Origin of the sequence: Marmoricola sp. RAF53 (assembly GCF_052114005.1) — a bacterium.
Lineage (GTDB): Bacteria > Actinomycetota > Actinomycetes > Propionibacteriales > Nocardioidaceae > Marmoricola.
In genome coordinates, this window is the sequence record NZ_JBFRDX010000001.1 from 93,600 (window position 1) to 117,227 (window position 23,628).

22 protein-coding genes and 1 riboswitch are annotated in these 23,628 nt (G+C 72.6%); of the genes, 12 read left to right on the forward strand and 10 right to left on the reverse strand.

Translation table 11 applies throughout. The features are described from left to right. Nucleotides 1-7: 7 nt before the first annotated feature. From AB4Y76_RS00440 to AB4Y76_RS00455, 4 genes are all read right to left on the reverse strand, one after another. Nucleotides 8-1,564 carry a precorrin-2 C(20)-methyltransferase gene (locus AB4Y76_RS00440; protein WP_441921342.1) on the reverse strand — a complete coding sequence of 519 codons (1,557 nt, stop codon included), beginning with the start codon at nt 1,562-1,564 and terminating at the stop codon, nt 8-10. Beyond that, on the reverse strand, nt 1,561-2,238 hold the full coding sequence (locus AB4Y76_RS00445; protein WP_441921344.1) for a precorrin-8X methylmutase: 678 nt from the start codon (nt 2,236-2,238) through the stop codon (nt 1,561-1,563). The genes AB4Y76_RS00440 and AB4Y76_RS00445 overlap by 4 nt, the downstream gene beginning before the upstream one ends. Before the next feature lie 175 nt (nt 2,239-2,413). Next, nucleotides 2,414-3,292: a nitrite reductase gene (locus tag AB4Y76_RS00450; protein WP_441921345.1), complete on the reverse strand. Its 879-nt coding sequence runs from the start codon at nt 3,290-3,292 to the stop codon at nt 2,414-2,416. 51 nt (nt 3,293-3,343) lie between these two features. Further along, nucleotides 3,344-5,794, reverse strand: a complete 2,451-nt coding sequence (locus tag AB4Y76_RS00455; RefSeq protein ID WP_441921347.1) for a hypothetical protein — start codon at nt 5,792-5,794, stop codon at nt 3,344-3,346. Between the two features lie 131 nt (nt 5,795-5,925). Here AB4Y76_RS00455 and AB4Y76_RS00460 point away from each other — a divergent pair, with 131 nt between their 5' ends. The 7 genes from AB4Y76_RS00460 (at nt 5,926) to AB4Y76_RS00490 (ending at nt 14,140) form a co-directional block, all read left to right on the forward strand. Beyond that, nucleotides 5,926-6,624, forward strand: coding sequence for a (2Fe-2S) ferredoxin domain-containing protein (locus AB4Y76_RS00460; RefSeq protein ID WP_441921349.1), 699 nt, complete (start codon nt 5,926-5,928; stop codon nt 6,622-6,624). 40 nt (nt 6,625-6,664) lie between these two features. Continuing rightward, entirely contained in the window at nt 6,665-7,240 is a 576-nt protein-coding gene (locus AB4Y76_RS00465) for a GNAT family N-acetyltransferase (protein ID WP_441921351.1), read from the forward strand. After that, a riboswitch (cobalamin riboswitch) is annotated at nt 7,239-7,381 on the forward strand. Its footprint overlaps the gene before it by 2 nt. A 28-nt stretch (nt 7,382-7,409) precedes the next feature. After that, on the forward strand, nt 7,410-11,165 hold the full coding sequence (cobN, locus tag AB4Y76_RS00470; RefSeq protein ID WP_441921353.1) for a cobaltochelatase subunit CobN: 3,756 nt from the start codon (nt 7,410-7,412) through the stop codon (nt 11,163-11,165). Further along, on the forward strand, nt 11,158-11,916 hold the full coding sequence (gene cobF / locus AB4Y76_RS00475) for a precorrin-6A synthase (deacetylating) (protein ID WP_441921355.1): 759 nt from the start codon (nt 11,158-11,160) through the stop codon (nt 11,914-11,916). The genes cobN and cobF overlap by 8 nt, the downstream gene beginning before the upstream one ends. A gap of 5 nt (nt 11,917-11,921) precedes the next feature. Then, on the forward strand, nt 11,922-12,281 hold the full coding sequence (locus AB4Y76_RS00480; RefSeq protein WP_441921357.1) for a DUF3817 domain-containing protein: 360 nt from the start codon (nt 11,922-11,924) through the stop codon (nt 12,279-12,281). Between the two features lie 13 nt (nt 12,282-12,294). After that, nucleotides 12,295-13,116 carry a patatin-like phospholipase family protein gene (locus AB4Y76_RS00485; protein WP_441921359.1) on the forward strand — a complete coding sequence of 274 codons (822 nt, stop codon included), beginning with the start codon at nt 12,295-12,297 and terminating at the stop codon, nt 13,114-13,116. 4 nt (nt 13,117-13,120) lie between these two features. Then, on the forward strand, nt 13,121-14,140 hold the full coding sequence (locus AB4Y76_RS00490) for a 1-acyl-sn-glycerol-3-phosphate acyltransferase (protein ID WP_441921361.1): 1,020 nt from the start codon (nt 13,121-13,123) through the stop codon (nt 14,138-14,140). Here AB4Y76_RS00490 and AB4Y76_RS00495 read toward each other — a convergent pair. Beyond that, nucleotides 14,137-14,742, reverse strand: coding sequence for a hypothetical protein (locus AB4Y76_RS00495; RefSeq protein ID WP_441921363.1), 606 nt, complete (start codon nt 14,740-14,742; stop codon nt 14,137-14,139). The genes AB4Y76_RS00490 and AB4Y76_RS00495 overlap by 4 nt on opposite strands. A 125-nt stretch (nt 14,743-14,867) precedes the next feature. On the opposite strand from AB4Y76_RS00495, the gene AB4Y76_RS00500 reads away from it, so the two are divergent. The 3 genes from AB4Y76_RS00500 to AB4Y76_RS00510 all read left to right on the forward strand — a co-directional run bounded on the left by AB4Y76_RS00500 (nt 14,868) and on the right by AB4Y76_RS00510 (nt 16,903). Next, on the forward strand, nt 14,868-15,380 hold the full coding sequence (locus AB4Y76_RS00500) for a peptidylprolyl isomerase (RefSeq protein WP_441921365.1): 513 nt from the start codon (nt 14,868-14,870) through the stop codon (nt 15,378-15,380). A gap of 31 nt (nt 15,381-15,411) precedes the next feature. Then, the gene (locus tag AB4Y76_RS00505; protein WP_441921367.1) at nt 15,412-16,293 is read left to right on the forward strand and encodes a rhomboid family intramembrane serine protease; all 882 of its coding nucleotides are present in this window, start codon (nt 15,412-15,414) and stop codon (nt 16,291-16,293) included. Nucleotides 16,294-16,396: 103 nt separating this feature from the next. Further along, nucleotides 16,397-16,903 (forward strand): hypothetical protein, encoded by a 507-nt coding sequence (locus AB4Y76_RS00510; RefSeq protein ID WP_441921369.1) that lies wholly within the window; start codon nt 16,397-16,399, stop codon nt 16,901-16,903. Here AB4Y76_RS00510 and AB4Y76_RS00515 read toward each other — a convergent pair. The 3 genes from AB4Y76_RS00515 to AB4Y76_RS00525 form a co-directional block, all read right to left on the reverse strand. Further along, entirely contained in the window at nt 16,900-17,298 is a 399-nt protein-coding gene (locus AB4Y76_RS00515; protein ID WP_441921371.1) for a DUF6281 family protein, read from the reverse strand. The two genes, AB4Y76_RS00510 and AB4Y76_RS00515, sit on opposite strands and share 4 nt — an antisense overlap. Beyond that, a complete protein-coding gene (locus AB4Y76_RS00520) occupies nt 17,270-17,590 on the reverse strand; it encodes a hypothetical protein (protein ID WP_441921373.1) in 321 nt (106 codons plus the stop codon). Before AB4Y76_RS00520 ends, AB4Y76_RS00515 begins: the two co-directional genes overlap by 29 nt. A 591-nt stretch (nt 17,591-18,181) precedes the next feature. Further along, nucleotides 18,182-18,661 (reverse strand): cell division protein CrgA, encoded by a 480-nt coding sequence (locus AB4Y76_RS00525; RefSeq protein ID WP_441921374.1) that lies wholly within the window; start codon nt 18,659-18,661, stop codon nt 18,182-18,184. Between the two features lie 119 nt (nt 18,662-18,780). Here AB4Y76_RS00525 and AB4Y76_RS00530 point away from each other — a divergent pair, with 119 nt between their 5' ends. Beyond that, complete coding sequence (locus AB4Y76_RS00530) at nt 18,781-19,575, forward strand: DUF881 domain-containing protein (protein ID WP_441921376.1); 795 nt, start codon at nt 18,781-18,783, stop codon at nt 19,573-19,575. 4 nt (nt 19,576-19,579) lie between these two features. Further along, the gene (locus AB4Y76_RS00535) at nt 19,580-20,776 is read left to right on the forward strand and encodes a YibE/F family protein (RefSeq protein WP_441921378.1); all 1,197 of its coding nucleotides are present in this window, start codon (nt 19,580-19,582) and stop codon (nt 20,774-20,776) included. Between the two features lie 243 nt (nt 20,777-21,019). Here the strand turns inward: AB4Y76_RS00535 and AB4Y76_RS00540 are convergent, their stop codons facing one another. Both AB4Y76_RS00540 and pknB read right to left on the reverse strand, forming a co-directional pair. Then, on the reverse strand, nt 21,020-21,793 hold the full coding sequence (locus AB4Y76_RS00540) for a cytochrome c biogenesis CcdA family protein (protein ID WP_441921380.1): 774 nt from the start codon (nt 21,791-21,793) through the stop codon (nt 21,020-21,022). An 88-nt stretch (nt 21,794-21,881) separates the two neighbouring features. After that, nucleotides 21,882-23,621 carry a Stk1 family PASTA domain-containing Ser/Thr kinase gene (pknB, locus tag AB4Y76_RS00545; RefSeq protein WP_441921382.1) on the reverse strand — a complete coding sequence of 580 codons (1,740 nt, stop codon included), beginning with the start codon at nt 23,619-23,621 and terminating at the stop codon, nt 21,882-21,884. Between the last annotated feature and the right edge of the window lie 7 nt (nt 23,622-23,628).

The window sequence follows — 23,628 nt, forward strand, 5'->3', positions numbered from 1 at the left end:
ACGTAGGCTACGGCACCGACCGGGCGGTCCAGACGCGGCCGGTGCGGCTGACCCGGGTGCCCCGCGCGCCGACGAGGACGAGGCACTTCATGTCGACCGACGCGGCGTCCAGCTCGGCGAGCGTGGTGACCACCAGCGACTCCTCGGCGCGACCGACGTCCCGGCCGACCACCACGACGGTGTCGGCCGGCCGCGACTCGAGCAGCACCTTCTGCGCCTCGGCGACCTGCGTCGTCCGGGTCCGCGAGGCCGGGTTGTAGAGCGCCAGCACCAGGTCGGCCTCGCTGGCGGCGCGCAGCCGCCGCTCGATCACCGACCACGGCTTCAGCCGGTCGGACAGGCTCATCACCGCGAAGTCGCCACCGATCGCCGCGCCCGCCCGCGCCGCCACGACCTGGACCGCGCTCACCCCGGGGACGACCCGCACCGGGACGGCGTCGTACGCCGGGTCCTCGGCGGCCTCGAAGACCGCGGCCGCCATCCCGAAGATGCCGGCGTCGCCGCCGGACACGACCGCGACCCGGTCCCCGGCCAGCGCCAGGTCGAGCGCCACCCGGGCGCGGTCCACCTCGACGGTGTTGCCGGACGCGTGCCGGCTGAGCCCGGGGCGCTGCGGCACCCGGGCGACGTACGGCGCGTAGCCGACGACGTGGTCGGCCTCGGCGAGCACGAGCGACGCCTCCGGGGTCAGCCACTCGTCGGGACCGGGACCGAGCCCGACGACGACGACCTCGCCGGGCGCGGAGTGCACCGGGTTTCGGGACCTGCGCTGACGGCCCTCCCCGACCGACGACACCGGGGTGGCGTCGCGGCGGCCCCCGGGATCGGCCGCCCGCGAGTCCCCGGGCACCACGATGAGCGAGAAGTACGGCACCGTCGCGGGGTCGACCTCGGTCACCGGGAGCCAGCGCTGCTCGGGCATGGACGCACGCTCGACGTACATCGCGTGCTCCAGGCGACCGGACTCGGCGAGCGCGTCGACGACCTTCGGGAACGTCCGGCCGAGCTTCATGATCACCGCGCCGTCGGTGTCCGCGAGCCGGCGGGCGAGCTCGGGACCGGGCAGCGTCCCGGGCAGGATCGTGAGCACGTCGGTCTGGCGCACCAGCGGCGAGGCGACGCTCGCCGTCGCCGCCGCGAAGGACGGCACCCCGGGCACCACCTCGGTGGTGAACCGCTCGCTGAGCCGGTCGTGCATGTACATGTACGAGCCGTAGAACAGCGGGTCGCCCTCGGCGAGCAGCACCACCGTGCGGCCCAGCGCCAGGTGCGCGGCGAGCCGGTCGGCGCTCTCCTCGTAGAACGCCGCGATCGCACCCGCGTACCCGCCGGGGTGCGGCGTGGTCCCGGTGGTGACCGGGTAGACCAGGTTCTCCTCGCGGACCCCCGGCCGGATCAGGTCCGCCGCGATCCGGCGGGCGTGCGACTCCTTGCCGGCGCCGGAGTGGTACGCGACGACGTCCGCCTCCGCGATCAGCCGGGCGGCCTTGAGCGTGGTCAGCTCCGGGTCGCCCGGGCCGACGCCGACGCCGTAGAAACGGGCCCGGGCGGCCAGCGCGCTCACTCCGCCTCCTGGGCCAGGGCGTTGAGGGCCGAGGCGGTGATCGCCGACCCGCCGCGACGGCCGCGGACGGTCAGGTACGGCACGTCGATGCCGGTCTCGGCGGCGAAGCCGATCAGGGCTTCCTTCGACTCCGCGGCGCCGATGAAGCCGACCGGGACACCGAGCACCGCCGCCGGGCGCGGTGCCCCGTCGGCGAGCAGCTCCAGCAGGTGGAAGAGCGCCGTGGGGGCGTTGCCGATGGCGACCACCGCGCCCTCCAGCCGGTCGGCCCAGAGCGAGACCGCCGCCGCCGACCGCGTCGTCCCCATGGCTGCGGCGAGCCCGGGCACCCGCGGGTCGCGGAGCAGGCAGAGCACCTCGTTGTCCCGGGGCAGCCGCGCCCGGGTCACCCCGGACGCGACCATGTGCGCGTCGGTGAGGACCGGCGCCCCGGCCTCCAGGGCGGTCCGGGCCGCGGCCACCAGGCCCGGGTGGATCGCCAGGTCCGCGGCGAGGTCGGTCTGACCGCTGCCGTGCACCATCCGGACGGCGACCTTCTCGGCGTCGGCGGGGAGGTGGTCGAAGCGGGCCTCGCGGCGGATCGTCGCGAACGAGTCCAGGTAGATCGCGGCGCCGTCGTCGACGTACGCGTAGCGCCGCGGTGGGCGGGCCGGAAGCAGGTCAGCAGCAACCATCGTCACTCCTCGGGGTTCTCGCCCCTGGTCGGTGGACGACCCGCGGCCAGTGTCTGGCTCACCGCCTCCCGAAGGAGCCGGCACACAGTGGCGGAACCGCCCCGGACTGGGCGCCGCACGAGGCGACGACGCACCGGGTTCCTGGATCCGCGGATCGTAGGACGCTCAGCCTAGGTCATGTCGCGTCATGTCCGGGACGCGCCGGCTCCAGCACCAGCACGCCGCGCCACGGCGTCACCACGAGCCGCTTCCCGGCGGCCGCGGCGGCGATCACCTCGTCGAGCAGCGCGTCGGCGAGCACGCCGTCGGGCGCGGGTAGGTGGACTCCGGTCGGCACCGGCCCGTACGGCACCGGGTCGCCGCGGACCAGCGCCCGCGCGTCGGGGGTCCCCGCCACGAGCGCCCCGGGGAGCTCGTCCACGTGCCAGGGCGCCGTCGGTCCGTCACCGCGCGCCGCGAGGAAGTCGTGCGCGAGCGCCACCAGCGCCTCCGGTACGCCGCCCAGCGGGACGCATCCGCCCCAGCCGGACCCGGCGCGCAGCTGCGCGGTGCCGTGGTCGAGGGCGACCGCCCCGAGGTCGAGCCGCTGCCCGGCGACGTCGCCGCGGCCGTCGTCGAGGACGAACAGGAACCGCGCCGAGAGCCCTGCCAGGGCCGGTTCGGCGCAGACGAGGCGGTCGAGGTCACGGGCGACCGGGCGCAGGTCGGCCCGGCCTCCGGCGACCCCGGTCAGCGGCGAGACCAGCACGTTGCGGACCAGCTCGTGCGTCGGGCTCGGCACCAGCCCGGTCGCGAGCAGCGCGGCCTCGACCTCGGCGGGCAGCCGGCCGCCGGCGAGCGGCAGTCCGCGGACCTGGATGTTGGCCCGGCTGGTCAGGTGGACGGTGCCGTCGCCGTACCGGCGGGCGAGCGCGGCGAGCCGGACCAGCCCCTCGGCGGGGAGGTCCCCGCCGGGCAGCCGCAGCCGGACCAGGGCGCCGTCCGCGGCACCCCAGGGCCGGACGACTCCCGGGCAGAGGTCGCCCCGGGTGCGGGTCGGTGCCGGATCGTTCACCGGCCCAGTGTGGCTGACCCGGTGTGGTCGAAGAAGAAGACCCGGCCGGACTCAGAAGTCCCAGCCGGTCAGGGCCAGCACGGCGCTCGCCACGACCACCGCGGCGCCGGCCGCCTGCAACGCCCAGGTAGTGGCGCGCGTCGGCCGCTCCTCGCCGAGGACCTGCACCAGCGAGGTCCCGAACGGCACCAGCGCGGCCGCGACGAACGCCATCCGGAGCGCGCTCGGCTCGGAGTGCGTGCCGCTGACCACGACCGCGACCAGCAGCGTCGAGACGACCACGAGCAGGAACACCGCCGTGATGCCGCGCAGCAGCGGGAGCCGGTGCACGAGCCGGTCGAAGACCGCGTCCGGCAGCGCGAAGACGACGTCGGGCAGCAGGAACAGCAGCACGCCGACGGCCCACTGCCAGCAGGTGCCGGTGAAGGCGTGCGCGGCGAAGGCGAGCAGCCCGGTCCGGACGACGATCCCGCCGACGGTCGCCAGCGTGGTCGGCTCGGGCAGGTCGTCGGCCAGGTCGGTGAGCCGGCGGCGCTCGGGGAACCAGAGGTCGGTGACGTGCGCCAGCGCGACCCGGACGACGACCGCCCCGAAGGCGATCAGTCCGAGTGCGGTGTCGTGCTCCGGCAGCCCGGTCGCGGTCCCGGCCAGCGCGTCCATCGAGCCGGCGACGAGGGTGACGAGCCAGCCGGCGACCACCCCGGCGATGACGGCGTCGGCCACGCGGTCCCACAGGTACTCGGCCGAGAACGCCCCGCGCCGGCGGAACGGCCGCAGCGCACTGCCGACGATCACCGGGGCCGTCCAGAGGATGCCGAAGCCGAGGATCGCGAGCAGGGCGTTCTCGGTGCTGGCCGGGCCGCCGAGCAGGACCAGCACGCCGAACGCGACCGACGCGAGGAAGCCTGCCGCGGCGTCGAGGGCGCCGAGGACGAGCACGACCGCGACCAGCTTCGTCTGGTCGGGCAGCACACCCGCCTCCGAGCCGATCCAGCCGCCGACGCCGGCCGCACCGGCGACGAGCAGCCACCAGAGCGACCCGAAGACCGCGCGCACGTCGGAGCCGTCGGTCAGCAGGCGGGCCAGGAACGGGCTCCGCGAGGCGACCGCGAGCGGCACCGTCCGGCTCAGCTCGTCGAGGAGCTCGTGACCCGGGAACGCCCAGGTGGGGACCTGGTCGCCGGGACCGATGCCCGGCCCGTCGTCGGTGACGGCGTCGCCGTCGGTGAACGCGGCCGAGCTGCCGCCGTCGACCAGGGCGAGGGTGCGGGGCCGGACCACGGTGACCAGCGCCAGGCCGAGGATGAGCAGGCCGACCAGGGCGTCGCGGCCTCCTGGCAGCTTGCCGCCCTTGCCGGCGGACGCGCCCGGCTTCCCGGCGACCGGCTTCGGCGCGGCCTCCTCGGTGGGGGACGCGGTCGGGGACGCGGTCGGGGTCGGGGTGGGGACCGCGGTGGCGGTCGGCGTCGGGGTGGGCGTCGGGGTCGGCGTGGGCGTGGGGCTCGGCGTCTCGTCGGCGTTCACGACGAAGGACCGCAGCGCGACGGTCGAGGCCTTGTTCTGCGCCGCCGTGTCGACCACCCGGGCCCGGATCGTGTGCGTGCCGCCGTCGTACTGCGACGGCAGCGGGCACGACCACGCGCCGGTGCTGCCGGTGACGCAGACCGCGGCCGGGCTGGCGAAGTTCGTCGAGTCGACGGTGACCTCTACGCGCAGGCCGGCGGCGCCGGCGGATCCGGTGACGGTCACCGGCTGGTCCTTCTCCTCGACCGTGCTGGGGCTCAGGATCGCCGGCGCGGCCGGCGCCGGGGTGGCCTTGACGGTCACCGACGTGCCCGTCGTACGCCGGTCGCCGGTGCTCGCGGAGACCTCGGTGAGGGTGACGCTGTACCGCGACGACGGGGTCCTCGCGCCGGTCGCGGACTTCAGCGAGCACCGGTAGGTGCCGGACGCCGGGCTGAGCGCGCAGCCGACGTTGCCCTGGCCGAGGACCACCCGGCCGCCGTCGGTGACCCGGGCGGCGACGCGGTAGTCGTTGACGCCGCTGAGGTGGTCGTAGCGCCCGGACACGGTGAACGGCTGGCCCTCGGTGGTCGAGGATCCGCTCGCGGAGAACCGGCTGCTGACCGACGCGGTCCGGGTGACCACGTCGGTGTTGCGGCTCGGGTCGCCGGAGTCGACGGCCTGGGCGTGCACCCGCACCGAGCCGGGGCTGAGCACGCGGCTGCTGGACAGCGAGCAGGTCCAGGTGCCGGTGCCGCTGCCCGAGCAGCCCATCGAGACGTTGCTGAAGTTCCCGTTGGTGACCGAGGCGATGATCCGGCCGCCGGAGAGGTTGTTCTTCACCTGGACGGTGAACGGCCTCGGCTGGCCGGAGTACGACGTGCTGGACACCGAGATGCTGGGCTCGTTGGCCGCCGAGGCCGCTCCCGGAAGGCCGAGGACGACGCCGGCGGCGGCGATCGTCCCGAGCATGAACCCGGCGAGAAGTCTGCGCATCATGTCCCCACTTGTCGCGCGCCGGCCCCGGCGCGCGGCGCAAATCCCTCGGCATCTTCGCCGGTCCGCGAGCGCGGCGGGTCCATATCCACGAATTCGAGACTGTGGTGTCGGACTCGCTACGGTTCCTGGCCATGGAACCCGCGGCCCTCGTCCTCGTCGGGATGTCCGTCCGCGAGGTCGACGCCCGGGCGGAGCTCCGCGCCCTCGCCGACCGCCGCGGCGCCTCGGTGGCGTTCCTCCAGCAGGGTGACCCGGGCCTGCACCGCGAGCTCACCCGGCTCGCCGACGACGGCGCCGAGCGGGTCGAGCTGGTCGGGGTCAGCCTCGGCAGCCTCGCGCCGGCGGCCTCGTGGCTGCGCCGGATCGCCGCGCACTGGTGGCGCGAGCGCGGGGCGGACGCGCCGGTGGTCGAGGTCGCGACCGCGCTGCTGAAGTCGGCGGACCCGGTCGAGCTGGACCTGGTGCGCGACGTACGACGCCCGCTCACCGGCGACGAGCCCGGGCTCACCTCGGCCGCCTGGGAGCACGTCCCCGGCCACCGGCACCAGCTGCTCGTCTGCCGCGGTCCGCGGTGCACGGCGCTCGGGTCCGACGCCACCGCCGAGGCCATGGTGCTGGCGCTCGTCCGCGCCGGCCAGGGCGACGACGACGTCCTGGTCACCCACACCGGCTGCCAGTTCCCGTGCAACCAGGCGCCCGTGGTGAGCATCCAGCCCGACGACGTCTGGTACGGCGCCGTCACCCCTCAGGTCGGCGAGCGGATCGTGGCCGAGCACCTGCTCGACGGCAATCCGGTCGCGGCGCACCGGCTACGACGGCGCTCGTCCTGAGGAGGTCGCGCGCCGACCGTCTCGAAGGGATGATCGGGCCATGCCCGCACTCGCCGACCTGACCTGGCCGCGGCCCACCGAGCGGCTGCTGCTGCGCCCGGCCGTCGACGCCGACCTCGAGCCGATCTGGCGCTACCGCCGGCTGGACCCGGTCGGGCGCTGGATGACCGACGCGTCGAAGGACCTCGACGCGTTCGTCGCGAAGTCGCGGGAGGTGAACCGGCTGCCGGACACGCTGGTCGTCGAGGACGACGGCGTCCTCGTCGGTGACCTGATGCTCAAGATCGAGGACGCCTGGGGTCAGGGCGAGGTGGCCGACCGGGTGGTCGGCGTCCAGGCGGAGATCGGCTGGTGCCTGGACCCGGCGTACGAGGGCCGCGGCTACGGCACCGAGGCGGCCCGCGAGCTGCTCCGGATCGCCTTCGCCGACCTCGGCCTGCACCGCGTCGTCGCGCTCTGCTTCGCCGAGAACGAGCCCTCCTGGCGGCTGATGGAGCGGATCGGGATGCGCCGCGAGGGTTACCACCGGCAGGACTCGCTGCACCGGGACGGCACCTGGCGCGACGGGATGACCTACGCGCTGCTCGCCGAGGAGTGGTCCGCGGCCCGGTCCTAGCCGTGCCCTAGTCTGGGGCCCTTCACGTCTCGTGGATCCAGGAACCCGGTGCGAGTCCGGGGCGGTTCCGCCACTGTGAGGCCGCTGCTCCCCCGGGGACGAGCGGCCCAGCCAGACACTGGCCACGGGATGACCTACGACGAGGGCGAGAACCCTCAGGAGGCCTCCGGTGGCTCGTATCGCGTTGCTGTCCACGTCCGACACCGACCTGCTCAGCGCCCGCGCGTCGGGAGCCGACTACCGGCTGGCGAACCCGGCCCGGACCGACGTCGCCGCGGTCGCCGACCTGGTCGCCGGCTGCGACCTCGTCGTGGTGCGCCTGCTCGGGACACCGCGCTCCTGGCAGCACGGGTTCGACGCCGTGCTCGGCAGCGGCCGCCCGGTCGTGGTGCTCGGCGGCGAGCAGACCCCGGACGCCGCGCTGATGGGGCTCTCCACGGTCCCGGTCGGGACGGCCGCGCAGGCGCACGCCTACCTGGCCCACGGCGGGCCCGCCAACCTGACCGGTCTGCACGGGTTCCTCTCCGACACGGTGCTGCTCACCGGCGACGCCTTCGAGCCGCCGGTGGAGGTGCCGGCCTGGGGCTGGGCGCAGCGGCCGCTCCCGCTGGTTGAGGAGGTTGCGCAGCAACCGTCTCGAAACCCCGGTCGGCCCGGTGGCTTCGAGACAGGCGCAGAGCGCCTTCCTCAACCAGCGGGTGGCCCGCTGCGCATCGGCGTCCTCTACTACCGCGCCCACGAGACCAGCGGGAACGCCGGCTTCGCGCACGCGCTCGCCGACGCGATCGACGCGACCGGGGAGGCCGTCGGGCTGCCGGTCTTCTCCTCCAGCCTGCGCACCGCCCCCGACGACCTGTACGACGCCCTCGGCACGCTCGACGCGCTCGTCGTCACCGTGCTCGCCGCGGGGGGCAGCACGCCGGGGACCGCGAGTGCGGGCGGGGACGACGGCGGCTGGGACGTCGAGCGGATCGCCGCCCTCGACATCCCCGTGCTGCAGGGCCTCTGCCTCACCTGGAGCCGCGAGGAGTGGGCGGCCAGCGACGACGGCGTGACGCCGCTCGACTCGGCGACGCAGATCGCGATCCCCGAGTTCGACGGCCGGATCATCACCGCGCCGTTCTCCTTCAAGGAGGTCGACCCGGACGACCCCGCCGGCCTCCCCCGGTACGTCGCCGACCCCGAGCGCGCCGCCCGGGTCGCCGGGATCGCGGTCGCGCACGCCCGGCTGCGACGGGTCCCGCCGGCCGAGCGCCGGCTGGCGCTGGTGCTGTCGGCGTACCCGACGAAGCACAGCCGGGTCGGCAACGCGGTCGGCCTGGACACCCCCGTCTCCGCGATCCGGCTGCTGCGCCGGCTGCGCGACGCCGGCTACGACATCGGCGACCCGGGGGCCGGCCCGGGGGCCGGCTCCGAGGTTGCCGTGCTCGTGGACGAGCCCGACGAGACCGCGGCCGGCAACCGGCTGATCCACGCGCTCATCGAGGCGGGCGGTCAGGACGAGGAGTGGCTGACCACCGCCGCGCTCACCGACGCGCACGCCCGGATCAGCGCGGACGACTACCGCCGCTGGACGGCCGACCTGCCCGCCGAGCTGCGCGCGCAGGTCGAGGAGGCGTGGGGTCCCGCGCCCGGCAGGCTGTTCGTCAACGACGAGGGCGAGATCGTGCTCGCCACGCTGCGGGCCGGCAACGTGGTCGTGCTGATCCAGCCGCCGCGCGGCTTCGGGGAGAACCCGGTCGCGATCTACCACGACCCGGAGCTGGCACCGAGCCACCACTACCTGGCGGCGTACCGCTGGCTGGCCGCGCGCACCGGGGACGGCGGCTTCGGCGCCCACGCCGTCGTGCACCTCGGCAAGCACGGTTCGCTGGAGTGGCTGCCGGGCAAGACCGCCGCGCTGTCGGCCTCCTGCGCCACCGACGCCGCGCTCGGCGACCTGCCGCTGATCTACCCGTTCCTGGTCAACGACCCGGGCGAGGGTGCGCAGGCCAAGCGGCGCGCGCACGCCACCATCGTCGACCACCTGGTCCCGCCGATGGCCCGCGCCGAGAGCTACGGCGACATCGCCCGCCTGGAGCAGCTGCTCGACGAGTACGGGAACGTGGCCGCGATGGACCCGCCCAAGCTGCCGGCCCTGCGCGCGCAGATCTGGACGCTGATGCAGGCCGCGCAGATGCACCGCGACCTCGGTCTCGACGAGCGCCCGGGCGACGACGAGTTCGACGACTTCCTGCTGCACGTCGACGGCTGGCTCTGCGAGGTCAAGGACGCCCAGATCCGCGACGGCCTGCACGTCCTCGGTCAGCCCCCGGTCGGGGAGGCCCGGGTGAACCTGGTGCTGGCGATCCTGCGCGCGACCCAGGTCTGGGGCGGGGACCGGGGTGCGGTGCCGGGACTCCGGGCGGCGCTCGGGCTGAAGTCGGACATCTCGCTGGTCGAGGAGGGCGGGCACGCCCGTCTCGAGACCAGGTCCGTCGACGCGATCGAGGAGCAGGCCCGCACCCTGGTGCAGGCGATGGAGGACTCCGGCTGGGACCCGGCCGCGGTCGACGACCTGCACCCCGACCCCGAGGTCCGCCGGGTGCTCGTCTTCGCCGCGACCGAGGTGGTGCCCCGGCTGGCGCGCACCACCGACGAGCTCGACGCCGTGCTGCACGCGCTCGACGGCGGCTTCGTCCCGGCCGGGCCCAGCGGCTCGCCGCTGCGCGGGCTGGTCAACGTGCTGCCGACCGGACGGAACTTCTACACCGTCGACCCGAAGGCGGTCCCGTCCCGGCTGGCCTGGGAGACCGGCGTCGCGATGGCCGACTCGCTACTCGCCCGGCACCTCGCCGAGACCGGGGAGTACCCGCGTTCGGTGGGGCTGTCGGCGTGGGGCACCAGCGCGATGCGGACCAGCGGGGACGACATCGCCGAGGTGCTCGCCCTGATCGGGGTCAGGCCGACCTGGGACGAGCAGTCCCGCCGCGTCGACGGCCTGGAGGTGATCGACCTCTCCGAGCTCGGCCGGCCGCGGATCGACGTGACGCTGCGGATCTCCGGCTTCTTCCGGGACGCCTTCCCGCACGTGGTCGCCCTCCTCGACGACGCGATCCGCCGGGTCGCCGCGCTGGAGGAGACCGACGAGCAGAACTACCTCCGCGCGCACGCCCGGGCCGACCTCGCCGTGCACGGCGACGAGCGCCGGTCCACCACCCGGATCTTCGGGTCCCGGCCCGGCACGTACGGTGCCGGGATCCTCCAGGTGATCGAGGCCGGCAACTGGCGCGACGACGCCGACCTCGCCGAGGTCTACACCCAGTGGGGCGGCTACGCCTACGGGCGCGACCTCGACGGCGTCACCGCCGCGGACGACATGCGCGCCAACTACCGGCGGATCGCGGTCGCCGCGAAGAACATCGACAGCCGCGAGCACGACATCGCCGACTCCGACGACTACTTCCAGTACCACGGCGGCATGGTCGCGACGATCCGCGCGCTCACCGGGGCCGAGCCCAAGGCGTACGTCGGCGACTCGACGGCGCCGGACGCGGTCCGCACCCGGTCGCTGGCCGAGGAGACCGCCCGGGTCTTCCGGGCCCGGGTGGTGAACCCGCGCTGGATGGCGGCGATGCGCCGGCACGGCTACAAGGGCGCCTTCGAGCTCGCCGCGACGGTGGACTACCTCTACGGCTTCGACGCCACCGCCGGCGTGGTGCACGACTGGATGTACGAGTCGCTGGCCCAGGAGTACGTCCTGGACGCGACCAACCAGGAGTTCCTCCGGGACGCCAACCCGTGGGCGCTGCGCGGGATCGTCGAGCGACTGCACGAGGCCGTCGACCGCGGGCTCTGGGCCGAGCCGGACCCGGGGACGCTCGACCGGCTGCGCGCGGTCTACCTGGAGACCGAGGGCGACCTCGAGGACCGCCACGGTGGCTGACCCCCGCCGGATCCGCGTCATCGGGATCGGCTCCGGCCACCCCGAGCAGCTCACCGGTGAGGCCTGGACCGCGTTGTCCTCGGTCGACTACGTGGTCGCGGCCCGCAAGAGCGCCGACGACCCGCTGCTGCAGGTCCGGCGCCGGCTCTGCGCCAAGCTCGACGTCCCGCTGGTCGCCGTACCGGACCCGGAGCGCGACCGCGACGACCCTGCCGACTACGCCGGGGCCGTCCGCGACTGGCACGCCGCCCGGGTCGCGGCGTACGCCGACGTGCTCGCCGAGCGGCCCGGCGACGTCGGCTTCCTGGTCTGGGGCGACCCCGCCTTCTACGACTCCACCCTGCGGATCGTCGAGCGGCTGGCCGCGACCACCGGCGCGACGTACGACGTCGTGCCGGGGATCTCCAGCCCGCAGCTGCTCGCCGCGGCGCACCGGATCGTGCTCCACCGGGTCGGCCAGCCGGTGCTCTTCACCACCGGCCGCCGGCTGGCCGGCGAGGTGGCCGCCGGGCACGACAACGTCCTCGTGATGCTCGACGGGGCGCTCACCTGCCGCGACCTCGACGCCGACGCGTGGGAGATCTGGTGGGGGGCCAACCTCGGTACGCCGGGTCAGCGGCTGGTCCACGGCCCGCTCGGCGAGGTGCTGCCGCGGATCGAGGCCGAGCGCGCGGCCGCCGCGAGCGCCGACGGCTGGGTGATGGACACCTACCTGCTCCGTCGGGGCGCTTCCGGCGCCCAGGTACCGTGAGCGGCGTGAACAAGCTCTTCCCCGCTTACCGGATCCTGGCCCTGGTGGTCGGTGTCCTGCTGACCGTCCTCGTCTTCGTCGCGATGCCGCTGAAGTACTTCGCGACCGAGGGCTCCTCGCTCCAGCAGTTCGGCGACACCCTGACGATGATCGTGGCGATCGGCCACGGCTACATCTACATGGCCTACCTGGTGGTCGCCTTCCTGGTCTCCCGCCGGGCCCGCTGGTCGATGCCGTTCACGCTCCTGGTGCTGGCCGCCGGCCTGGTCCCGATCCTGATCTTCTGGGTCGAGCACCAGGTCACCGCGCGGCTCCGCGCGCAGTTCCCCGAGCTGGCCGCCAAGCCGGCCCCGGCGCAGGTCTGACGAAGGCCGCGCGATGGCCCCCCGCACCGCGTTCGTCCTCGGTGGCGGCGGGCTGCTCGGGGCCGTCGAGGTCGGCATGCTCCGGGCGCTCTTCGAGCACGGGGTGAAGCCGGACCTGATCCTCGGCACGTCGATCGGCGCCCTCAACGGGCTCACCGTCGCCACCGACCCCGGCCCGGCGAGCGTCGACCGGCTGCTCGGGCTGTGGAAGGACATCGCCGAGTCCAACGCGGTGTACTCCGACGGCCCCTGGAAGCAGGTACGCCGCGCGGTCCGGACCGGGACGCACGTCTACTCGGTCGGCGCACTCAAGGAACGGCTGGTGAGCGAGTTCGGCGACACCCGCTTCGAGGACCTCGCGGTGCCGTTCCAGTGCTGCGCCGCCAGCATCGAGCGGGCCGCGGAGACCTGGTTCTCCCGGGGCCCCGTGGTCCCGGCCGTGCTCGCCTCCGCGGCCGTGCCCGGACTGCTGCCGCCGGCCGTCGTCGACGGCGAGCACTACCTCGACGGCGGGATCGTGAACTCGATCCCGGTGGGCCGGGCCGTCGAGCTCGGCGCCGAGGTGATCTACGTGCTCCAGGTCGGCCGGGTCGAGCGTCCGCTGGTCGCGCCGAAGCGTCCGTGGGACGTCGCCCGGGTCTCGTTCGAGATCGCCCGCCGGCACCGGTTCAACAAGGAGATCAACGAGCTGCCGGACGGGGTGGTCGCGCACGTGCTGCCGTCGGCGGGCACGGCGGCGGACGACGCGCCGCTGGCGTACAAGGACGCTTCCGCGGTCGCCGCGCGTGTCGAGGCGGCGTACCACGCCTCCGCCGCCTATCTGCAGCAGACTTGAGCCTGTGCACCCCGCGCTGACGTGGTTCCTGCAGAGGTGCGTCGTCGCGCCCCTGATGATCGTGGCCACCGTGCTGCTCTGGGTGACGCTGCCGGTGACGCTCCTCGTCGGCGGGATCGCGTCCGCGTTCGTCCCCGGCTGGCTGCGCCCGATCCGGCTGCTGTGGATCGGCGTCCTGCACATGACGCTCGAGACGATCCTGCTGATCGAGATGTTCGGCCTCTGGATCGCGTCGGGCTTCGGGCTGTTCCTCAAGCGCCCGTTCTTCGAGCGGATCCACTACGACATCATGCAGTTCTACCTGGTGGTGTTCTTCCGCGAGGCGCGCCGGGTGCTTCGGCTGAAGATCGAGACCGTCGGGCCGACGCCGGACGCGATGCCCGGGCACCCGTTGCTGGTCTTCTGCCGGCACGCCGGCATCGGCGACTCGTTCATCCTGATGTACGCGCTGATGGACTGGTACGACCGCGAGCCGCGGATCGTGCTCAAGGCGATGCTCGCCTGGGACCCGGCCATCGGCGTGATGCTGACCCGGCTGCCGAACCGGTTCGTGCACAAGGAGAAGGGCCCCGAGCTCGAGGCCCAGATCGGCGAGCTGGCCAGCAACCTCGACGAGAACGACGCTTTCGTGATCTTCCCCGAGGGCGGCAACTTCACCACCCGGCGCCGCACCCGCGCGATCGAGAAGCTGCGTTCGCGTGGCCGCGAGGACATGGCGGTGCGCGCGGAGAGCCTGACCAACGTGCTGCCGCCGCAGCCGGGCGGTTCGCTGGCCGCGCTGGACGCGAACCCGGACGCCGACGTGCTGCTGGTCGCGCACACCGGCCTCGACCACTTCACCGGTCTCGGCGACCTCTGGCGCGAGCTGCCGATGGACAAGAAGCTGCTGATGGGCTGGTGGCGCATCCCCCGGGAGGACATCCCCGAGGGCCGCGAGGAGCGGATCGTCTGGCTCTTCGACTGGTGGGCGACCATCGACGCCTGGATCGACGAGCACAAACCCGTCGACCTCCCGCGCCGCTAGGGCTTCTTCTCCTTGCGGCTCCCGGCCGCGACCTCCGCGTTCGACTCGGCCATCACCTGGTCGAAGAACGTGCCGGTGGAGTCGGTGTCCGGCGGGACTGGGCTGCCCTCGGAGAGCGGGTCGATCTCGGGGTCGGAGACGGTGTCGGCCAGGTGCGTGGCGGACGGCGCCTCGGGTTCGACGACGGCCTCGGGTTCGACGACGGGCTCGGGTTCGACGACGGGCTCGGGGTCCGGGGTGGCCTCGGCAGCGGGCGCCGGACGCGGGGGCGGCGGCGGGGCGGCAGGGACCGGCGGCGGGCCGGCCTGCTGGGCGCGGAGCTTCGCGAAGACCGCTCCGCCGATCCCGGCGAGGACGAGCAGCACGAGGAGCTTGCGACCGCGGCGCTTCTTCCGCGGGGCCTCGCCGGCGGACTTCTCAGCGGCGCGCTCCTCGGCGGCGGCGGCGACCGCGGCGACCACCGCGGCCTTGGCGGCGGCCTTCGCCCGACGGCGCGCCTTGCGGCCGGCGTGCCTGGCCGCGTCGACCTGCGTCACGATGTCCGCCTTGACGTCCGCCAGCGCCTGCTGGGGCTGGTCCTGCGAGCCCGACTTGCTGCCCATGGCTTCCCTCTCCGTCGTGCCGGCCTGCTCCGGTCCTCTTCCGCGATCATGCCGTGCGCCCGGCGCTGAGGGAACCTTGCCGGTCATGGGAGGATCGTGAAAACACTCTCGTTGGAAGGCAAGACATGTCGGACCTGAAGGCCACGCTGCACACCAACCGTGGCGACATCGTGCTCAACCTGTTCCCCAACCACGCACCCGCGACCGTCGAGAACTTCGTCGGGCTCGCCGAGGGCACCAAGGAGTACCAGGCTGACGGCGGCAAGACCGGCAAGTTCTACGACGGCCTCGGCTTCCACCGTGTCATCGACAACTTCATGATCCAGGGCGGCTGCCCGCTCGGCACCGGCACCGGTGGCCCGGGCTACACCTTCAAGGACGAGTTCCACCCCGAGCTCGCCTTCACCAAGCCGTACCTGCTCGCGATGGCGAACGCCGGCCCGGGCACCAACGGCTCGCAGTTCTTCATCACCACCGCGCCGACCACCTGGCTGAACAACCGTCACACCATCTTCGGTGAGGTCGCCGACCAGGCCAGCCGCGACGTGGTCGACGCCATCGGCACCACCCCGGTCGGCCCGGGCGACCGCCCGATCGACCCGGTCGTGATCGAGTCGGTGGAGATCACCCGCGCCTGACGCGGGCAGATCGACCACCCGGGACGACGCGTTGAACCAGCCCACGGAAGCCGCCCCGATCTGCTACCGGCACCCGGGTCGCGAGACCTGGATCCGCTGCCAGCGGTGCGAACGCCCGATCTGCCCGGACTGCATGCAGCCCGCGGCCGTCGGGTTCCAGTGCCCGAACTGCGTGAAGGACGGACACAAGGACACCCGCTCGGGGCGGCTCCCGTACGGCGGTGAGCGGGTCGCCAACCCGGCGCTCACGTCGTACGTGCTGATCGGCATCAACGTGGCCGTCTGGCTGCTGATCGTGGCGACCGGCGGCGCGTCGTCCAGCCTGGTCGACACCCTGGCGCTGCTGCCGAAGACCACGCTCTTCGGCTCGCCGGACGGCACCGTCACCCTGGTGCGCGGTGTCTCGGACGGCGCGATCTGGCAGGTGCTGACCTCGACGTTCACGCACATCGAGGTCTGGCACATCGGCTTCAACATGATGGCGCTGTACTTCCTGGGCCCGCAGCTCGAGCTGATCCTCGGCCGGGCCCGGTTCCTGGCGCTCTACCTGCTGTCCGGGCTGGCCGGCAGCGTGGTCGTGATGTGGCTGTCGGACCCGCACACCCAGACGCTCGGCGCGTCCGGCGCCATCTTCGGCCTGATGGGCGCCCTGCTCGTGGTGGCGCTGAAGATCGGCAGCAACGTCCAGCAGGTCTTCTTCTGGATCGTGCTCAACGTCGGCTTCACCGTCGTCGGGGCCAGCTCGATCAGCTGGCAGGGCCACCTCGGCGGCCTGCTCGGCGGTGCGGCGCTGGCCGGGATCGTCGTCTACGCACCGAAGCAGAACCGGGCCGCGTTCCAGTGGACCGGGATCGCCCTGTTCGGCGTGGCCTGCACCGTCGCGATCCTGGTGCGCGCGGTCGCGCTCTCCTAGGCTCCCGTAGGTCCTTCTCGACCTGGAGACTTTCGAAATCGCGTTACTCCACTCCGTGGCTTGGAGTGGCGCTCATGCGTGTCCGGAATGCTACTTTCAGCCGGTGACCGACTGGGCTCAGATGTTCACGGACCTCCTCGCTACCCGGAGCCAGCCGCAGACGCCGCGCGACCTTCTCGGTAGCGCGCCGATCCCGCTCGCCTACGGGGTCATGGGCGACTACGGCTTCCTGTCCGTACGTGAGGCGTTGCCGGACGGCGAGTTCGGGAACAAGGAGCTCGAGTTCTCCCGGGGGACTCACGGGTGGCAGCTCATCGGATACGGAGGCGGGTCGGGCAGCCGCGACCTGGCGACGGACATGAACTTCACCGACCAGCCCTGCGAGGTGGTCTCGGCAAAGTTCGACAGCCCAGCCGGACACGGCACGGTCCATGTTTGGTTTCATCCCGATGTTCGTTCCGCGGCCATCGACGGTCGAGCGGTTCAACTGGGGGCGTTCAATCACGCCGTGGTGTTCGTTCCGAAGGACGTGCGAACAGTGACCTTCGACCGGGTCGAGGGTGAGGACGTGCCCGACGTCATCACCCTCGACCTCGGGTTCCTGTCCTAGCGGGCGGGGTCCGGCGGTCCGGTGCGGTTCAGCACCGTGCCGCCGTACGCGTCCGGGCTGTAGATCCGCGTGCCCGTATCAATCCCGGTGATGCGGTAGACACGGACGGTTTCGCCGCTTCGCGGGCTGTCCCCGCAGTGGGGAATCGTGGCGAGTCCCAGCTCTTCGACCGATGTCGGTCGAGGCTCGCGATGATCTGCGAGGTAGGCAAACCCCTCGTACTCGACCTGCTCGCCGCATGACGGCGCGGAGTCGCCCGCGTCGTCGGCGTGGCTCGAATTCGCGTGAGATCCGCACCCTGCGACCGCCAGCAGAATCCCGGCGGACGCCGCAGCGGCCAGAGTTGAGCGCAGACGACGAGCCCGGTCAGTAGATGCTCTCGAGACCACGAACATCACCCCATCCCAGCGTCCGCGCCTTCGCCGTACAGGCGGCCCCGTAACCGGCCATCGTCAGCTCCGCGTCGGCAGAGGCGTAGAGGTCGGCGAGTCCGTAGACGTGCCCGAGCTCGTGGGTGAGGATGCCTTCGACGTCGAAGTCGTTGCTGCAAGAACCGGCTCCAGGACTGTAGGTGAAGTCGAGGTCGGTCGTGTTGAACCGCACGTCTGACTGTCGAATCGGGTCGATCGCCGCGGTGTTGTCGACGCGCCAACTGCAGGTGACCGCGATGACGGAGGAAGGGTTCACGTTCCCTGCATCAATCGTGGACAGGCTGTCGGGGCTGCCGCACGCACGGCGGCCTGCCCCGTCTGCTGCTGGGTTCCACCGGCTGGGTTGCACCCCGTCACCGATGTAGAAGGCCCACGGAGACTTCTGGGTACTTGCTCAACAGCTTGTAGGTGCTGCGCGTGCAAGCCGCAGGACTCGATCCACCGCCGGGCGCCACCAGAGACCCGCGTGCCGCACTCGAGGGCGGAGGCGCCCTCAGGCATCTGCCCCACCGCCAGCACACCCTGGGCGGGTACGCCGCACGGACGGCCGTTCTCCGCTTGCACTGCCCCCCAGGGAAGAAGGCAGCCGGTCGCGGCAGTCGCCATGATCCCGATGCGAGACCATCGGGACGCTGGTGGCCTTCGTCTTGTGCTCATGCCGGTAAGACCGGCCGGCGAGGCGCCCGCTTACGCCACTTCCAAAGTTATCCCCACCTTGGGGACAACCCTGTGGAGAACTACACGCGTGTAACTCGGATCCACAGCCCGGTGCACAGCTGGGGAAAAAGCAGAACGGCCAGTCACCGCGCGGTGACCGGCCGTTCGAGCCTCTACGTGCGGGCGGGTCTCACTCCCACTTCGTGGCGAAGACGAAGCCCACGGCCATGAAGCCGACGCCGACGAGCAGGTTGGACTGGTCGAGCTGGTCCATCACCGGCAGGTGCGCGGTCGCGCTCTGGGCGACGAAGTAGTACGTGATGATCCAGGCGAGGCCGATCAGGAAGCAGCCGAGCATGCCCACCACGACGCCGCGGCCACGGCCGAGCGGGGTGGTCGGGTGCGCGGCCACGATCAGGCCGAGGAAGATCGAGCCGAAGCCGATCAGGTAGTTCCACTTGCCCAGGTCCGACATCCACGGGAGCGGGTCGCTGGGAGCCTTGACGCCGGGGGTCTTCACGAAGTTCGCGGCGTCCATCGCCACCTGCGTGTAGACGACGATCCAGGCGATCCCGGCCAGGACGAGCAGCACGGCGACGGCGCAACGCACCCAGGACGTCTCGTATCCGCTCACCGAGAGGGTGGGCTTACGGGCGGCGGGCTTGGACACGGTGAGGCTCCTTGGGGTTTCGGGTCGTCGGTTAGCGTAGTCACCGCCGCCGTGGATCTGGGCATCGGCCGGGAATTGCCGGTTGCGGACATGATCAGGAGCGAGGAAGGCACGGCACGGTGAGCGACGGGCGCAACAGTCTGCGGGACCTGTTCCGCATCCGCCTGCGCGGCCGCTGGCGCCCGTGGGCGGTGGCGGCGTTCGTGCTCGCCGGGGCGATGTTCGCGACCAGCGCGCTGAGCTCCAAGGGCCTGGACCTGCGGGCCGCGAGCATCACCGACCTCAACCACGTCGTCCGCCAGGAACGGGCCCGCTCCGACGACCTCCAGGGGCGCGTCGCCGCGCTCAACGAGGAGGTCGGCACCCTCAGCCGCCGCGTCGGCGGAACCGAGGTCACCAGGCTCAACCGCCAGGTCGACAGGCTGAAGGACCCGGCCGGCTTCGCCCCGGTCGAGGGGCCCGGCCTGACCGTCGTGCTCCAGGACGCGCCGAAGAGCGAGATCGACGCCGCCGCCGAGCCCGGCGGGGTCAGCCAGGAGGAGCTGGTCGTCCACCAGCAGGACATCCAGGCCGTGGTGAACGCGCTCTGGGCCGGCGGCGCCGAGGCGATGACCATCCAGGGGCAGCGGGTGATCTCGACGACCGGGATCAAGTGCGTCGGCAACACCGTCATCCTGCACGGCGTCCCGTACTCGCCGCCGTACCGGATCTCCGCCATCGGCGACCCGTCGGAGCTGCAGGCCGCGCTCGACGACAGCGACTACATCGACGCCTACCTGACCTTCGTCGACAGCTACGAGCTCGGCTACGAGGTGATCCCGAGCGTCTCCCTGGAGTTCCCGGCGTACACGGGCAGCACTGCGCTGAAGTACGCCCGCCCGGACAACGCCGCCGCGACCCCCGCGGCCCGCTGACCGGATGGGCGGAGCACACGCGCACAGCCACCGCCACGGCAGTCCCGACGTCGACGTCGCGCGCGGACCGCTGGCCGTCCTGCTCGGCTTCCTCGCCGTCTGCGCGGTGGTCACCGTCGTCGGCCTGGTCGCGCTCTGGCCGGACGCCGGCAAGGTCGACGCGCTCCGCGCGAAGGCCCAGTACGCCGCCCCGGGCGTGACGTTCGTGAAGGCGACCGTCGTCGAGGTGGAGCCGGCCTGCCCGACCGAGTCGCCGGGGCCGGACTGCGGGATGCTCCGGGTCACCCTGACCGGCGGTCCCGACCGTGGGGCGGCGCAGCGGGTCGGGGTGCCACCGGCAGTCGCGGACTCCGGGATCGACAGCGGCACCACGGTCCGGCTGATGCGCGTGCCCGGCACCGGCGGCCAGCCGGCGACGTACTCGTTCGACGACGTGATCCGGCTGAAGCCGATCTGGATCCTGGTCGCGATCTTCGTCGTCGCCGTCGCGCTGGTGGCGCGGGTCCGCGGCCTGATGGCCCTGGTCGGGCTGGCCGTCGGCGGGTTGGTGCTCTTCCGGTTCATGCTGCCGGCGCTGCTGTCCGGCTCCTCCGGGATCGCGGTCGCGCTGATCGGGTCCTCGGCGATCATGTTCGTGGTGCTCTACCTCGCCCACGGTCCGTCGGTACGGACCAGTGCGGCACTCGCCGGCACCCTCCTCGGCGTCGGGATCACCGCCCTGGTCGGCCAGCTCGCGATCCACGGCGCCACGCTCTCCGGCTTCGCCGACGAGGGCTCGGCGCTGCTGTCGGCGTTCACCGACCAGATCTCGTTCCAGGGCCTGCTGACCTGCGCACTGGTGATCGCGGGCCTCGGCGTCCTCAACGACGTCACCATCACCCAGGCCTCGGCGGTCTGGGAGCTCCGCGAGGCCGGACCCGACCTCAGCCGCCGGACGCTGTTCACCAGCGCGATGCGGATCGGCCGGGACCACATCGCCTCCACGATCTACACGATCGTCTTCGCGTACGCCGGCAGCGCGCTGGCGATCCTGCTGCTGCTCTCGCTCTACGAGCGCCCGGTGCTGGACCTGCTGTCCACCGAGGCCATCGCCGCGGAGATCGTCCGCACCCTGGCCAGCGGCATCGGCCTGGTCCTCGCGGTCCCGGTGACCACGGCGATCGCCGCCGTCACGGTGACGGGACCGCGCGAAACCGCGTAAGCACGAGCCTCCTGCGGAGGACGGTCACTCGTCGGTCACCCTGCTCCGGCTCGACTCGACCTCCAGCAACTCGATCGAATACTGGAACCACAGAGGCGTCGGGTCGACAACAGATGCCGACCTGAGTCTCGCCGAGGGCCGGGTCGTCTACATCAAGAGCTGTGAGGGCGAGTGGCACGGATCCGTGGGATCAAGTGATGTGCTCAGCTCCACCTGCGACGGCAGCTGGCGCCGCGGCGTCGCCTAGACACCGGCTGCGAAGTCCGTGGGCAGCACGCCCTGGACCGCGCCGATCAGGGCGTCCCAGCGCCCCGTGACCAGGAGCAGTCCGACGACGATGAGCATGAGTCCGCCGGCGGCGGTGACCCAGCGTTGACGCCGTCGGATCCAGCCGACGGCGCGCAGTGACCGTTGGTACGCGACCGCGGCGATGATGAGCGGGAAGCCGAGTCCGAGGCAGTAGGCGAAGCTCAGGACGGCTCCGCGCGCGGCGCTCCCGTCGTGCATGGCGAGCGTGCTGACGGCGCTCAGGGTCGGACCGATGCACGGGGTCCACCCGAGCCCGAAGAGCACTCCGAGCAGTGGTGCGGCCCCCAGGCCGACGGCGGGTACGGCGTGGATGCGCCAGTCGGTCTGGAACCACCGCAATCCGCCCAGGAAGACCACGCCGAGGCCGATCGTCACCAGACCGAGAACGACGGTGATGGTGCTCCGGTACTGCCAGAGCCAGTCACCGAGAGCCCCGAAGAGCGCGCCGTAGGTGACGAACACGGCCGAGAACCCGAGCACGAACAGGCCGGCCCCCGCGACCATGCGACCGCGGTGGGCAGCGCCGAGGTCCAGGCCGGAGAGCCCGGTCGTGTAGGACAGGTACCCCGGCAGCAGCGGAACCACACAGGGGCTGAAGAAGGAGACCAGGCCCGCGAGGGCCGCGACCGGGACGGCCAGGACGACGGATCCGTCGAGCACGGTCTCCTGAAACCAGGATCCGACGAGGACGATCTCAGGCAGCGTCACCGACGGAGCGTAGGCAGGTTCGGCACACCGATGCCGGTTCGGGTCGGTCGAGCGTGCCCTTTTTCTCGTTCCGGCCCGACAAACCCCGCTACGGCGTCGGGACGTCCGTCGGGATGTCGGTCGGCGTCGGGGTCGGTGTCGGGGTGGTCGGCGGCACGTACTGCGAGACCACGATCGTGATCGTCGTACCGGAGGGCTGCGGCGACCCCGCGCTCGGGCTCTGCTGGGTGACCGTGCCCTTCGGCTGGGTGGACGCGGTGTCGGGCAGGCTGCTCACCTGGAACCCGGCGTCCTCGAGGAGCTTGGTCGCCTGGGCCTCGGTCTTGCCGACCACGTTCGGCACCGACTTGGGGCCCTTCGAGACCATCAGCTTGACCTGGCTGCCCTTCGCGACCTGCTGGCCGACGTCCGGGTTCGAGGAGATCACGTTGTCCTTGGTCTCGTCGTCGAACTTGTACTCCAGGACGACGTTGAGGCCGAGACCGGTGAGCTGGGCGGACGCGGAGTCCTTGTTGTCGCCGATCACGTCGGGGATGGTCACCTGGGCGACGCCGCCGGAGACGACCAGGTCGACGGCGGTGCCCGGGTCGACCAGGCTGCCGGGGCCGGCGGTCGGGTCCTGCCGGATGACCAGGCCCTTGTCGACCTCGTCGCTGGCCTCGGTGGTGACCTCGCCGACGGTGAGGCCGGCGGTCTCGAGCGCGGTGGTGGCTTCGGCCTGGGTCTTGCCGGTGACCGACGGCACCGAGACCTGGTCCGGCGAGTTGCCGATCAGCTTCGGGATGAAGATGAACGCGCCGACCACGAGCAGCGCCAGCAGGATCGCGAGCGTGATCAGGGTGGCGGTGCTGCGCTTCTTCTCCTCCTCGGCCACGACGCCGTTGGCGGCGGTGTCGTAGGCGACCGCGGTGGTCGGCGGGATGAACGTGGTGGCCGGGTCGGCGGCGACCGGCGGCGCCTGGACCGGACGGCCCGCCAGGAACCGGTCGACGTCCTCCTTCATCGCCGCCGCGCTCTGGTAGCGGTCCTCGACCCGCTTCGCCAGCGCCTTGGCCACGATGGCGTCGATCTCCGGCGGCAGGTCGGCGTCGAGCGAGGACGGCGACGGGGCCTGTTCGCGGACGTGCTGGTAGGCGACCGAGACAGGGCTGTCGCCGACGAACGGCGGCCGGCCGGTGAGCAGCTCGAAGAGCAGGCAGCCGGTGGAGTAGACGTCCGAGCGCGAGTCCACGGTCTCACCGCGGGCCTGCTCCGGGGACAGGTACTGCGCGGTCCCGACGACGGCCGCGGTCTGGGTCATCGTGCTCTGCGCGTCGGAGACGGCGCGGGCGATGCCGAAGTCCATCACCTTCACGTCGCCGGCCGGCGTGAGCATCACGTTCCCGGGCTTGATGTCGCGGTGGATGATCCCGGCGCGGTGGCTGTAGTCGAGCGCCGCGAGGATGCCCGAGGTGATCTCCAGTGCCCGCTCCGGCAGGATCTTGCGACCCTCGCGGAGAATGTCGCGCAGCGTCCGGCCGGCGACGTACTCCATCACGATGTAGGGCTGGGAGACGTTGGTGCCGTCCGCCGCGAGCTCCTCGCCGGTGTCGTAGACCGACACGATCGCGGAGTGGTTCAGCGAGGCGGCCGCCTGCGCCTCCCGGCGGAACCGCGCCTGGAAGGTGGCGTCGCTGGCGAGGTCGGTACGGAGCCGCTTCACCGCGACGGTGCGGCCGAGCCGCACGTCGGTGCCCTTGCGCACCTCGGCCATGCCTCCGCGGCCGAGGAGCTCGCCGAGCTCGTACCGGCCGCCGACACGGTGGGCTCCGGGAATCGATTCAGGCATGACGGGG

Coding starts and splice junctions, on each gene's coding strand:
- AB4Y76_RS00535 (WP_441921378.1), top strand. CDS start 19,580: ATGGGCGGAGCACACGCGCACAGCCACCGCCACGGCAGTCCCGACGTC.
- AB4Y76_RS00495 (WP_441921363.1), bottom strand. CDS start 14,742: ATGGGCAGCAAGTCGGGCTCGCAGGACCAGCCCCAGCAGGCGCTGGCG.
- AB4Y76_RS00500 (WP_441921365.1), top strand. CDS start 14,868: ATGTCGGACCTGAAGGCCACGCTGCACACCAACCGTGGCGACATCGTG.
- AB4Y76_RS00460 (WP_441921349.1), top strand. CDS start 5,926: ATGGAACCCGCGGCCCTCGTCCTCGTCGGGATGTCCGTCCGCGAGGTC.
- pknB (WP_441921382.1), bottom strand. CDS start 23,621: ATGCCTGAATCGATTCCCGGAGCCCACCGTGTCGGCGGCCGGTACGAG.
- AB4Y76_RS00455 (WP_441921347.1), bottom strand. CDS start 5,794: ATGATGCGCAGACTTCTCGCCGGGTTCATGCTCGGGACGATCGCCGCC.
- AB4Y76_RS00445 (WP_441921344.1), bottom strand. CDS start 2,238: ATGGTTGCTGCTGACCTGCTTCCGGCCCGCCCACCGCGGCGCTACGCG.
- AB4Y76_RS00515 (WP_441921371.1), bottom strand. CDS start 17,298: ATGTTCGTGGTCTCGAGAGCATCTACTGACCGGGCTCGTCGTCTGCGC.
- AB4Y76_RS00465 (WP_441921351.1), top strand. CDS start 6,665: ATGCCCGCACTCGCCGACCTGACCTGGCCGCGGCCCACCGAGCGGCTG.
- AB4Y76_RS00485 (WP_441921359.1), top strand. CDS start 12,295: ATGGCCCCCCGCACCGCGTTCGTCCTCGGTGGCGGCGGGCTGCTCGGG.